Annotated in this window: 14 protein-coding genes; 6 read left to right on the forward strand and 8 right to left on the reverse strand. The window is 69.3% G+C overall.

Annotated features, from left to right (window positions below; genetic code table 11):
• Positions 1-12 precede the first annotated feature (12 nt).
• Together ABZ721_RS05565 and ABZ721_RS05570 are read right to left on the reverse strand one after the other, a co-directional pair.
• Positions 13-774, reverse strand: coding sequence for an alpha/beta fold hydrolase (locus ABZ721_RS05565; protein ID WP_358787284.1), 762 nt, complete (start codon positions 772-774; stop codon positions 13-15).
• A gap of 53 nt (positions 775-827) precedes the next feature.
• Positions 828-2516, reverse strand: a complete 1689-nt coding sequence (locus tag ABZ721_RS05570; RefSeq protein WP_358787285.1) for an MFS transporter — start codon at positions 2514-2516, stop codon at positions 828-830.
• A 330-nt stretch (positions 2517-2846) separates the two neighbouring features.
• On the opposite strand from ABZ721_RS05570, the gene ABZ721_RS05575 reads away from it, so the two are divergent.
• The gene (locus tag ABZ721_RS05575) at positions 2847-3527 is read left to right on the forward strand and encodes a sigma-70 family RNA polymerase sigma factor (RefSeq protein WP_358787286.1); all 681 of its coding nucleotides are present in this window, start codon (positions 2847-2849) and stop codon (positions 3525-3527) included.
• 70 nt (positions 3528-3597) lie between these two features.
• Here ABZ721_RS05575 and ABZ721_RS05580 read toward each other — a convergent pair whose 3' ends face one another.
• The gene (locus ABZ721_RS05580; RefSeq protein ID WP_358787287.1) at positions 3598-3801 is read right to left on the reverse strand and encodes a hypothetical protein; all 204 of its coding nucleotides are present in this window, start codon (positions 3799-3801) and stop codon (positions 3598-3600) included.
• A 206-nt stretch (positions 3802-4007) separates the two neighbouring features.
• Between ABZ721_RS05580 and ABZ721_RS05585 the strand changes: the two genes are divergently transcribed.
• Positions 4008-4712, forward strand: coding sequence for a 4'-phosphopantetheinyl transferase superfamily protein (locus tag ABZ721_RS05585; RefSeq protein WP_358787288.1), 705 nt, complete (start codon positions 4008-4010; stop codon positions 4710-4712).
• Between the two features lie 11 nt (positions 4713-4723).
• On the opposite strand, the gene ABZ721_RS05590 is transcribed toward ABZ721_RS05585, so the two are convergent.
• From ABZ721_RS05590 to ABZ721_RS05610, 5 genes are all read right to left on the reverse strand, one after another.
• Positions 4724-5647, reverse strand: a complete 924-nt coding sequence (locus ABZ721_RS05590) for an RNA polymerase sigma-70 factor (protein ID WP_358787289.1) — start codon at positions 5645-5647, stop codon at positions 4724-4726.
• Positions 5648-5711: 64 nt separating this feature from the next.
• Positions 5712-6185 (reverse strand): carboxymuconolactone decarboxylase family protein, encoded by a 474-nt coding sequence (locus ABZ721_RS05595; RefSeq protein ID WP_358787462.1) that lies wholly within the window; start codon positions 6183-6185, stop codon positions 5712-5714.
• Positions 6186-6376: 191 nt separating this feature from the next.
• Entirely contained in the window at positions 6377-6811 is a 435-nt protein-coding gene (locus tag ABZ721_RS05600; protein ID WP_358787290.1) for a hypothetical protein, read from the reverse strand.
• A gap of 361 nt (positions 6812-7172) precedes the next feature.
• Complete coding sequence (locus tag ABZ721_RS05605) at positions 7173-7451, reverse strand: GlsB/YeaQ/YmgE family stress response membrane protein (protein WP_358787291.1); 279 nt, start codon at positions 7449-7451, stop codon at positions 7173-7175.
• Positions 7452-7689: 238 nt separating this feature from the next.
• A complete protein-coding gene (locus ABZ721_RS05610; RefSeq protein ID WP_358787292.1) occupies positions 7690-8037 on the reverse strand; it encodes a helix-turn-helix domain-containing protein in 348 nt (115 codons plus the stop codon).
• Between the two features lie 76 nt (positions 8038-8113).
• Here ABZ721_RS05610 and ABZ721_RS05615 point away from each other — a divergent pair, with 76 nt between their 5' ends.
• The 4 genes from ABZ721_RS05615 (at position 8114) to ABZ721_RS05630 (ending at position 11073) form a co-directional block, all read left to right on the forward strand.
• On the forward strand, positions 8114-9004 hold the full coding sequence (locus ABZ721_RS05615; RefSeq protein WP_358787293.1) for an NAD(P)-binding domain-containing protein: 891 nt from the start codon (positions 8114-8116) through the stop codon (positions 9002-9004).
• A gap of 239 nt (positions 9005-9243) precedes the next feature.
• Positions 9244-9633, forward strand: coding sequence for a hypothetical protein (locus ABZ721_RS05620; RefSeq protein WP_358787294.1), 390 nt, complete (start codon positions 9244-9246; stop codon positions 9631-9633).
• A gap of 104 nt (positions 9634-9737) precedes the next feature.
• Complete coding sequence (locus tag ABZ721_RS05625) at positions 9738-10523, forward strand: metalloregulator ArsR/SmtB family transcription factor (protein WP_358787463.1); 786 nt, start codon at positions 9738-9740, stop codon at positions 10521-10523.
• A 139-nt stretch (positions 10524-10662) separates the two neighbouring features.
• The gene (locus tag ABZ721_RS05630) at positions 10663-11073 is read left to right on the forward strand and encodes a hypothetical protein (protein ID WP_358787295.1); all 411 of its coding nucleotides are present in this window, start codon (positions 10663-10665) and stop codon (positions 11071-11073) included.
• Positions 11074-11088: the final 15 nt, after the last annotated feature.

The following is an 11088-nucleotide window of genomic DNA, read 5'->3' on the forward strand; positions in this document are numbered from 1 at the left end:
GGATGACCTCGGTCAGCCCTTGGCCGCCGGGACGCCTTCCACCGATCGGCGGATGGAGCGAACCAGGCCGTAGCTGTTCTTAGTGAAGAAGAAGTGGCCGCCGTCATGCGCCTGGAGGGTGAACTCCCCGGTGGTGCTCAGGCTCCACTGGGCCGACTCGGCCTCGGTCACCTTGGGGTCGGCCTTCCCGATGTGCACGTGGATCGGCACGGAGAGCTGGGTGCCCGGCGGGCAGCAGTAGGTCTCCGCCATCCGGTAGTCGGCCCGCATCGGCGGCAGGACGAGGTCGAGGATCTCGTCATCCTGCAGCAGCTCGTGTCCCATGCCGCCCAGCAGCGCCATCTCGCGCAGGAAGGCGTCGTCGCCCTTGAGGTGGGTGCCCTCGTCCTTGCGCAGGGTCGGCGCCACCCGGCCGCAGGCGAACAGCGACAGGGGCGCGTTCCCCCGGGACTCCAGGCGGAGGGCGACTTCGAAGGCCACGAGTGCGCCCATGCTGTTTCCCAGCAGGATGAGGGGCAGATCGGTCCATTCGCCCAAGAACTCGACGATCTCGTCGGCCAGTTCCTCGATGGATTCCCGGAAGCGCTCCCGCCGACGGTCCTGCCGTCCGGGGTACTGGACCCCGTAGACCTCCATCTCGCCCAGGCCGCGTGCGAACTGGAAGAAGGAGTTCGCCGAGCCGCCGGCATGGGGGAAACACAACAACCGGGCCTTCGGGTCGTGCGCGGAGTTCAGTCTGCGAATCCACAGACCGAACTCTTCTGTGCTGGTCATACGCTCTCTCCCCGTTCAGTTCACGCACAATGCAGTGGTACCGCTCGCAGGCCTCAGCCGGTGCCGTCGACCTTCTGCAGGGTCAGTTCCTTGGGCTCCTCCTGGGTCACCGGTGTCGGAAAGCGCAGGAACAGGGAGCAGGCGAGCGCGCCCAGGACCAGGAAGGCCACCGGCAGCAGGCCGGTCTCGCTCAGGGCCGTGCTGTAGGGCTCGTGGACGATTTCCGGGAGCGCGCTGGGGCTGCCTTCGAACCGGCCGCCGCCCTGGCCCATGCGCGGCAGGTGCGCCTGGATGCGGTTGACGAACAGCGCGCCGACGGCGGCGCTGCCGAGCACGGCACCGATCTGTCGGTTGGTGTTGTAGATCCCCGAGCCCGAGCCGGAGTGCTGCACGGGAAGGTTGCGGGTGGCGATGGCGCCCAGCGGGCCCCAGATCATGCCGTTGGCGATGCCGGTGAGCGCGGCCGTGGTCGAGAACAGCCACAGGGGCGAGTCCGGCGTCATCTGCAGGCTGAAGCCGACGATGCTGACGGCGAACAGCACGAAGCCGAGGGTGGTGAAGGTTCGCGGGTGCGCCTTGTCGGACAGTTTGCCGACGATCGGGGAGAAGACACCGGTCAGGACCGCCAGCGGCGCGAAGATCAGGGCCGACTCCATCGAGGAGAGCCCGCGCACGCCTTGCAGGTAGAAGTAAGAGGGGACGGTCATCGCGGTCACCGCGCCGCCCATGGCCGCGATCCCGATGTTCGCCAGTGCGAAATTGCGGTCGCGGAACAAGCTGAGCAGCAGCAGGGGCTCGTCCGTGGTGCGCGCCTGCATCGTCACGAACAGCGCCAGCACCGCCAGCCCCGCGAAGATCGTCAGCCAGATGCCGGTCGACCAGTCGCGGTTGTTGCCCTCTTGGAGGCCGAAGACCAGCAGGAACATGCCCGCGCAGGACAGCAGGATGCCGAACAGGTCGAACTTGTGGTTCTTGGTCTCCAGCGTCGGGACCAGCTTCCACGCCAGGGCGAAGGCGATGACGCCGATCGGCACATTGATCAGGAAGATCCACTCCCAGCCGGCGGAGTCCACCAGCAGGCCGCCGACGACCGGGCCCAGAAGGAGCGAGACGCCTGCGGAGCCACCCCACACGCCCATGGCGGCGCCACGCTTCTCCGCGGGGAAGGTCTTGGTGATCACGGCCATGGTCTGCGGCGTCATCAGGGCGGCGCCGAGGCCCTGCACCGTGCGGGCCGCGATCAGCATGTTGATGCTGCCGGCCAGGCCGCACCACAGCGAGGCGAGGGTGAACACCACCAGGCCGACGAGGTAGACATTCTTGGGGCCGAAGCGGTCGCCGAGCCGTCCGGTGAACAGCAGCGGCGCCGCGTACGTGAGCAGGTAGGCGCTGGTCACCCAGATCACCTGGGAGATGCTGGCGTCCAGCCCCTCCATGATCGCTGGGTTGGCGACCGCCACGACACTCATTTCCAGCAGAATGAGGGCGAATCCGACCGTCAGCGCGCCTAGAGCGTGCCATGGATTGCGTGCAGGGGTCACGGCTTCCTTCCCGACAACTACCACCCGAGGGAACGCGCAGCGCCGCCCTCGGGCCGACTTCGGCCCTTTGCCACGAATACAGATCCGGCAGCCCGGGCTCCGGATACATCCGCGGCCCACTTCCCCATCGATGTGATCGGCGTCACATGAACCGACCCCGGGTGCCCGGGACGGAAACCGCGGCGCGACGCCCGCGTCCACGACCTGAGCACGGCGGCCGGGGGGCGACCCGCCCGGCGCGGCAACACGGCGTGCTCGGCCCGGAATTCAACTACTCGGACCGGTGCTTGAACCCCCATTGTCGATTGACACCCCACTCCGGGCGCCTCGTATAGTCAACAGGCATAGAGGGGAGAGAAAGTTACTAACCGGTTGGCTTACGTCGGTCACGTGAGCCCCCGTCAGCCACCGGCGAAATGACGCACCGAGCTATACGTCTGATCCTCTTCCGAGCTGATCCTCGAGGGCCCCTTCACGTCAACAGAGGGAAGAATACTCGGGGGTAATACGGCTTCGCCCCTCGGTCGACATATGAACTGGCCAGAGGCGCCGGAAGAAGCAGACACCACCGGGGGAAATATGCGTACGCCAACCCTGAACGAGCTAGTTGACGACTGCATAGCGGGCAACCAGGAGAGTTGGAACCGGATCGTAGAGCGCCACACTCCATTGATTTGGGCGATTGCCCGCGCACATAGGCTCAGCGCAGCCGACTGCGAGGATGTCAGCCAGACCACCTGGATGCGCGTGATCCAGCATCTCGGCAAACTCCGTGATCCTGAGAAACTGTCCCAGTGGATTGCCGTATCGGCCCGCCGGGAGAGCCTCAAGCACATTGAGAAGTCCGGTCGCAGCGTGCCGGTTGGGGATTCACCGGTCTTCGATCGCTCGGAGCCCTCGGAGAACCACCCGGAGGGCGCGGCGCTGGCGAAGGAGCGCGACAACGAGGTCCTGCTCGCGTACTGCGCGCTCTCCCCCAAGTGCCAGGCCCTGCTCGGTCTGCTGGTGACCGACCCGCCGATGTCCTACGACGAGATCAGCGCCACGCTCGGCATTCCGCGCGGTTCGCTGGGGCCCAATCGATCACGCTGCCTGGCCCATCTGAAGAAGCTTCTGCAGCGGGAGACGGAGCGGTCGGAGCAGGCGGCGGAGTTGTTCGACGCGATCACGACCTCCGGCCTGCGGACGTTCGCGCTGGAACAGGCCCGCTGATCCGCACCATGAACGGGAATGCCGTAGCACGTGCTGCTCCGGGGCGACCTGCCGTGCGGGGGCCGGAAGGTCAGCCGCGCACCGGGTCGGCCGGCGCCGAGGAACCAGCCGGAACCGCCTCCGCCCCGCGGGCCCGATCATCGCTGTGCAGGAGCGCGAAGAGCGCTTGCGCGTTCTCCGTCATGCTGCGTGGCGGCTGCCCGAGGGCGTGGGCGAGCCGGTCCAGCGCTTCGCCGTCCCCCAGCTGCCCGCACACCTCGCCCGATCCGTTCATGCCAACCACCCTGCCCTACCCCAGGGCGATTGCAAACCCCTATCAGTTCATGAGGGGGCAAAGGCACGGGAACACCGCTGCCCGGCCTCCGGGCCCGATGCTGCGGACCCTCGGCCGGCGTCGACTCCTCTCCCCGACGCGGCCACGCCGCACAGGCCCGTCCTTGCCGTTGTCGAATGACCGCCGGTCCGAAAGGGGTGGAGGCGATGCTTGAGCAGCTGCTCGCGACGGAAGTCGCTTCGTACGAACTGTTCACCGACCCGCAAGGCGTCAGGCTCCTTGCGGCGGAGGAAGCACTCGTCCGCAACTCCGTGGCCTCCCGGCGCCGGGAATTCACGACGGGACGCCACTGCGCCCGCATGGCGCTCGCACGCCTGGGACTCCCCTCCGACCGCTCCATCCTCTCGGGGCAGCGGGGGGAGCCGGTCTGGCCCGCCCAGGTGCGCGGCAGCATCACGCACTGCCGCGGCTATCGGGCGGCGGCGGTGGCCCGCGTCACCGAGATCGCCTCGGTCGGGATAGACGCAGAGCCCGACGAGCAACTGCCGGGCGGCGTCCTGCGGGCCGTGACGCTTCCTGAGGAAGAGGTCAGGACGAAGGAGCTCTCCCGCGACTTCCCCCTCGTCCACTGGGACCGAATACTGTTCAGCGCCAAGGAGAGCGTCTACAAGACCTGGTACCCGCTGACCCACCGGCCGCTGGAATTCGATGACGCGACCATAGAGATCGACCCGGCGAACGGCACCTTCGCCGCACGGATCCTCCCGCACGCCACGCGCGGCGTTCACCAGGCCCCGAAGGGGTTCACCGGCCGGTGGACCATCCAGGGCGGGCTCGTCATCACGGCGATCGCCGTGCCGGCCGCGGCACACTCCCCCTACCGGCAGCTCGTCGGCAGCCGCGCCATGTGAGCCGGCGACACTCACCGCGGCCGGCGGCGGAGCTGCTTCACCTCCCGGTCGACGGCCCAGGCGTCGGCCACCGGGCCGAGGTGACCGAGCTTGTCGGGGTTGATCACCGAGCGGATGGTCTGGATCTGTCCGTCGCGCACGTCCAGCGCGAGAATGTGCAGGATTTTGCGGTCACGGTCGCGGAAGAGCGCGCCCGGCTGGCCGTTGACCTCGTGCGGTTCGCACGTGATGTCGACGCGAGCCATCAGCGGGTAGACGGTGGCCAGCAGCCGGGCCACGTTCTCCGCGCCGGCGATGGCCCGGGCCAGCTGCGGAGCCTTGCCGCCGCCGTCCCCGACGAGCTGGACATCGGCGGACAGCAGACTCCGCAGCCCGTCCACATCCCCCTGTGCCAAGGCCTCGAAGAACCGCCGCGCCAGCTCGTCCCGCTCCTGGCGATCCGCCGCGAACCGGGGCCGCCCGTCACTCATGTGGCGGCGCGCCCGGACGAGCAGCTGCCGGCACGCCGCCTCCGAGCGCCCCACCGCGGCGGCGATCTCGTCGAAGCCGAAGGCGAACACCTCCCGCAGCACGAACACGGACCGCTCCAGCGGGCTCAGCCGTTCCAGGAGCAGCAGCGCCGCCATCGACACCGAGTCGGACAGCTCCGCCGCGCGGACCGGATCGTCGTAGGGGTCGTCCAGCAGTGGCTCGGGCAACCAGGGTCCGACGTACTCCTCCCGCCGCACCCGGGCGGAGCGCAGCACGTCGATCGCGATCCGGGTCACCGTGGCCGACAGGAACGCCTTGGCCGACACGGGCCGGGTGGTCGAGGCGTCGTAGCGGAGCCAGGCCTCCTGCACCGCGTCCTCCGCCTCACCCACGCTGCCCAGGATCCGGTACGCGATCGAGAACAGCAGCGGCCGCAGCTCCTCGAACTCCTCGACCTTGCCCACGCCGTCTCCCCTGTCTGCCCTCTGCTGACTGCCCGCTGCGGTCTCCGTACCGGTGTGCGGCGGCTCAGTGGAACTGGCCGACCTGGTAGTCGCCGGCGGGCTGCTGCGCGATGATGTTCAGCCGGTTCACCGTGTTCATGAACGAGACCAGCAGTACGAGGGCCGTGAGCTGCTCCTGGTCGTAGTGCTGGGCGGCCCGCGCCCAGACCTCGTCGCTGACCCCGGTGGCCGCGTCCGCGACCCGGGTCCCCTGTTCCGCCAGCGCGAGCGCGGCGCGTTCGGCCTCGGTGAAGACCGTCGCCTCCCGCCAGGCCGCGATCAGGTGCAGCCGTACCGTGCTCTCGCCGGCCGCGGCGGCCTCCTTGGTGTGCATGTCGATGCAGGCCGCGCACCCGTTGATCTGGCTCACGCGCAGCGCCACCAGCTCCTGCGTGACGGCCGGCAGGGGTGACTGCTTCAACTCCCGGCCGACCGCCATGAAGTACTTGAGGGCCTTGCCGGCGGTCGGGCTGGCGAAATAGTCCAGTCGTGCGTCCATCGTGTGCGCCTCCGCGTTCGTCGATGCTGTCATTCCCGAGACGAGACAGCCCCGACGCCTGTGACATGCCGCGGTGTGACCTGCGTCTCCCGCCGGCAGGCTGCCCCTGGCACTGGGGAGCAGCGCGCCCTGCCTCCTGATGAAGGGGGCAGGGCGGAGCGGGTGCGCAAGGGCGCCGGCGACGGCACGCGCTAGGCGGAGCCGGTGATGAACCAGTCGTTCTTGAGGTACTCCAACGTGTAGCCGCCGAGGTCGCTTTCGGAGAAGGTGACCGAGGACCTGACCGCCTCCAGCGGCATATCGATCTTGGAGGGCGTGCGCACGACAACGCGCTGCGGGTCCACCGTCGCCTTCTGCAGGGCCTTCTTCTGCGTGGGCGAGATCATCTGGAACACGGCGACGTACGTCGACGTGCACGGCCCGAACCCCTTGTCCTCCGCCTTCTTCGCGCCCGGTCCAGCCACTTCGCAGGCCGTGGTGATGTCCTCACGGCCCAGGGCGTGCAGGTACTGCTCGTACCGCTGGATCGCGCGCTCCTTGGTCCTGGGCGCGGGCTGGATGCCGGTCGGGGTGGCCGACGGCGTCTGGCTCCGGGGCGCCGACGGCGTGGCCGATGGGGTGTGCACTTGCGTGGAAGTGGACGGCTGCGGAGATTTCGCGTCCGCGTTCCCCTTCGATTTCTCCGGACCGCACGCGGCCGCCGTCAGCACCATGCATGCCGATACCGCCACGCTCACCATCGTTCGCGTTCTCATCAGGTCCCCTCACCAGCCGACTACACATCAGGAGGTCACGCAGGATTCAGGTGATCGGTTCCCGAACGGGGCCAGGAGCGCGTCGGCGCTCCGTGGATCGTGCCGCCTCGCGGATCGCGCTGCCCGAGGCGGCGAGAAGCCCGCGGCGCGTTTTGTTTCGGACGCGGACAGCGGAACGGCTCCGCCCTCAAGAAGAGGGGGAGCCGTTTCCGTCGGGGTAGAACCGTGTCCCTTAGGCGTGGCTGTGGTGACGCTTGTTGCCGGTGAGCACACGGTAGAGCGCGAGGAGGATCACGGAGCCGACGATGGCGGCGATCCAGGTGGAGATGTCGAAGAATCCGTCGATGGAGTCGACACCGAAGATGACCTTACCGAGCCAGCCGCCGAGCAGGCCGCCCGCGATACCGATCAGCATGGTGATGATGAGGCCACCCGGGTCCTTGCCCGGCATGAGCGCCTTGGCGATGAAACCCGCGAGCAGTCCGATCAGAATCCAAGCGATGATGCCCATGTGACTCTCCTACCTCGGTGGATAAAGCTTTTGTTAACGATCGTCTGCACCGAGATGGGACTTCCAAACGTCCGCCGCTGGAATTGATTCCTCCGCGCCCCAAGTCGTGCGCGCCGCTCACAAAAGGAGCCGGATCGTCTTCCCCCGGCAGGGCACTTCACGCCTGCCCGCGCCGTGCATTCCGCAGCGCCCCAACTACCGCACCGGCAGGGCGGCCGGCGGTTCCGCGGACGAACGGTCAGATCGCGTCGCGGTGGGCACCGCGGTCGCCCAGGAGGTGTTCCCTGCCCCATGCGCCCAGCGGACCCAGGGCCTCGTTCAACGAGACGCCCAGCGGCGTCAGGGCGTAGGTGACGCGGCGCACCGCACCCTCGAACGCCTCCTCGCGGCAGACCATGCGATCGGCCTCCAACTCCCGCAGGTGCGAGGCGAGGACCTTCTCCGTGACGCCGGGAATTCCGCGCTTCAGCTCACCGAACCGGCAGGGTCCCGCGTCCAGCGCCCACAGGATGAGCACCTTCCACTTGCCACCGATCACGTCGATCGCCGCGTCGATACCGCAGATGTAAGTGTCCCGCCTGGTCATCCACTCACCTTAAGGTAACCACCCACAAAAAGGTGCGTACTTGATCATGGTCTGGGTGTCAACGAGCCTGAGCGACATGAACACGCACACCACTTCCAAGACGCCCGTCACACTCCTCGGTCTCGGCGACATGGGCACCGCGCTGGGCCGCGCCTGGCTGGCCGCGGGGCACCCGCTGACCGTCTGGAACCGCACCCCGAAGCGGGCCGAACCGCTGGTAGGAGCCGGTGCCCGGGCGGCGGGGACCGCGGCCGAGGCAGTGGCCGCGGCCACCGGCCCCGTCATCCTCTGCCTGCTGGACGACGCCTCCGTGGGCGAGACGCTGGACGGCATCGACCTGCGCGGCAAGGACATCGTCAACCTGACCACCAATACCCCCGCCGAGGCGCAGCAGCGGGCCCGCTGGGCCGAGGAGCGCGGGGCCCGCTTCCTGGACGGCGGGATCATGGCCGTCCCCCCGATGATCGGCCGGCCGGAGGCCGGCGGCTACGTCTTCTACAGCGGTGACCCCGCACTGTTCGAACGCCACCGCGAGGCACTGGCGGTCCCCGCGGGCACGACGTTCGTCGGGGAGGATCCCGGCCACGCGGCGCTGCACGACATCGCCCTGCTCAGCGCCATGACCGGCATGTTCGCGGGCATCACCCACGCCTTCGCCCTGATCGGTCCCGAGAAGGACCTCGACCGGGCCCGCTTCGCCACGCTGCTCGCGGAATGGCTCGGCGCCATGTCCCGGTCGGCCCTGGGAATCGCCGCCCAACTGGAGAGCGGCAACTACACCGAGGGCGTCACGTCCAACCTCGCCATGATGACGGCGGCCAACGGCACCCTGCTGGCCACGGCACGGGACCAGTCCGTCGACCCCGGGCTGCTCACCCCCTACATGGAGCTGATGCGCCGCCGGGTGGCCCAGGGCCACGGCGACGAGGGCCTGGCAGGCACCGTCGGCCTGCTCGGCGGCGAGTGATCGCTCACGCCGCGGCCGCCGTGCCGCGGAACGGCTCCGGCCCGATCCGCGGGCCGTCGCCCCGCTCGCCCCCTCCCGCCGCCCGGTCGGCGGAGTCACCGGGCCGCACCCGGGGTAGGCGCCCGCCGCGGGGGCGGAGCGGGCAGCGTCACCGATGGACGCGCACCTCCCCCGCCTCCGCTCCGCCCCGGCCTACGGCCGTGGGCAGAGTCGGCACACGGTGGAGAGGAGGGCTCCCGATGGGGGTCATCGAACGTGTCGAGCACAGTCCCGGAGCCGGCGTCGTGCTGGAAGTGCGCATCAGTGGCAACGACGGCCTCCCGCCGGTCCGCGTGGCCGCGGCGGAAGCCTTCGACGTGGAGGTCGACTACCTGCCGGTCAGCGCACACGACCCCATCCGGATGACGGTGACCGCCGAGACGGACCACGGCGAGCAGACCGTCGCCTGCGCCGACGTCGGCCGGGTGCCCCTGCCCGGGGTGGCCTCCGTGGCCGTCCACCGCGTCGTCCTGCCTCCTGCTCTCGCTGACCAGGACGTCACCCTGCGCATCGAGCTGGGTTCCGGCGGCCTCACCGAGGCCTGCGTCCGCCTCGCCGCCCACGTCACCGCAGCAGCCGCCCAGAACTGATCCTCCGACCTCCTCGGCTCCCGCACGCCCACCGCCTCCTCGCCGGATTGACAGGCAACCAAATGGTTGCCAATCTGGCGAGGAGGGGGTCGGCGTTGAACGACTTGGATGAGGTGTTCAAGGCGCTCGCGGACGCGAGTCGCCGGCGGCTGCTGGACCGGCTGAACGCACGGGCCGGCCAGAGCCTGCGCGAGCTGTGCGCGGGACTGGGCATGACCAGGCAGGCGGTCTCCAAGCACCTGGCGGTGCTGGAGGGCGCGGGCCTGGTCACCGCGGTCCGGCACGGCCGGGAGAGGCTGCACTACCTCAACCCCGTGCCGATCCACGAGATGGCCGACCGCTGGATCAGCCAGTACGAGCGGGGCCGGATGGCCGCGCTCAGCAACCTGAAGCAGGCCTTGGAGGAAACGGCGATGAGCAAGCCCGAGTTCGTCTACACCATCTACATCCAGACCACAGCCGACAAGCTCTGGGAGGGACTGACCAGCCCGGAGTTCCTCCGGCAGTACCACGGCGGCTGGGCACCCTCCTCCGACTGGAAGGTCGGCTCGAAGGTGCTGTGGCCGACCGAGGACGGCGGCGAGCCGCAGGATCTCGGCCAGGTCGTCACCGAGTCGGAGCCCGGCAGGCGCCTCGCCTACACCTGGCACACGCTGCAGCCGACACACCAGCAGATGTTCGGCATGAGCGACGCCGAGTTCGCCGAGGCGGCCAAGGAGCGCTCCAAGGTCACCTTCACCATCGAACCGGCCGAGGAACCGGCCCTCGGCATGAAACTGACCATCACCCACGACGGCTTCACCACGGCCGACTCCAAGATGCTCGAGGGCGTCAGCGGCGGCTGGACCATGATGCTGTCGCACCTGAAGACACTCCTCGAAAAGGCCTGACCACCACGGCACGACCGACGCCCTGGTCGCAGCCCGGACGCGTGGGGGAATGGCCGCGCGCCGGGCTTCCGCCGCAGGCCGCCGGCGGCCGGCCGCCGCCGGGTCTCGCGATCTCCCATAATCGAACTAGAATCGAACAATGGAGAATGGGCGAGGCACCACGGCGCGGGAGACGGGGCCTCCGGCGGTCGTCCGGCTACCCGACGGGCAGTGTGTGCGGGCCATGGTGCTCCGGCGGATCCGGGACGCCGACGGGTCCTGGTGGTACGAGCTGAGCGTGACGCTGTGGGCGCGGGTCGAGACCCGGCGCCGGACCGTCGACCGGATCGCGGGCGAACCGGCGCCCATCGTCTTTCTCGCCCCCGCCGCCGCCGTCACACCCATCGAGGGCCAGGACTACCGTGGCGTCGCCACCTGGCGGCACCCCGCCACCTTGCGCCGGACCCGCCGGAGCCAGCCGCCGCATCCCGGACCCGCCTCCGGCCCGAACCGCACAGCAGCGCCGTGGGACGACGACCATCCGGGACCGGACACCGACTTCGGAGCGTAGGGCGCACACGGTCGG

The sequence above is a fragment of the Streptomyces sp. NPDC006733 genome (genome assembly GCF_040636125.1).
Lineage (GTDB): Bacteria > Actinomycetota > Actinomycetes > Streptomycetales > Streptomycetaceae > Actinacidiphila.

Bases quoted from the DNA above. Each gene is read 5' to 3' on its own strand.
- ABZ721_RS05565 (WP_358787284.1), bottom strand. From the start codon at position 774: ATGACCAGCACAGAAGAGTTCGGTCTGTGGATTCGCAGACTGAACTCC.
- ABZ721_RS05620 (WP_358787294.1), top strand. From the start codon at position 9,244: ATGGGGGTCATCGAACGTGTCGAGCACAGTCCCGGAGCCGGCGTCGTG.
- ABZ721_RS05610 (WP_358787292.1), bottom strand. From the start codon at position 8,037: ATGACCAGGCGGGACACTTACATCTGCGGTATCGACGCGGCGATCGAC.
- ABZ721_RS05595 (WP_358787462.1), bottom strand. From the start codon at position 6,185: ATGGACGCACGACTGGACTATTTCGCCAGCCCGACCGCCGGCAAGGCC.
- ABZ721_RS05585 (WP_358787288.1), top strand. From the start codon at position 4,008: ATGCTTGAGCAGCTGCTCGCGACGGAAGTCGCTTCGTACGAACTGTTC.
- ABZ721_RS05580 (WP_358787287.1), bottom strand. From the start codon at position 3,801: ATGAACGGATCGGGCGAGGTGTGCGGGCAGCTGGGGGACGGCGAAGCG.
- ABZ721_RS05615 (WP_358787293.1), top strand. From the start codon at position 8,114: ATGAACACGCACACCACTTCCAAGACGCCCGTCACACTCCTCGGTCTC.
- ABZ721_RS05605 (WP_358787291.1), bottom strand. From the start codon at position 7,451: ATGGGCATCATCGCTTGGATTCTGATCGGACTGCTCGCGGGTTTCATC.
- ABZ721_RS05575 (WP_358787286.1), top strand. From the start codon at position 2,847: ATGAACTGGCCAGAGGCGCCGGAAGAAGCAGACACCACCGGGGGAAAT.
- ABZ721_RS05630 (WP_358787295.1), top strand. From the start codon at position 10,663: ATGGAGAATGGGCGAGGCACCACGGCGCGGGAGACGGGGCCTCCGGCG.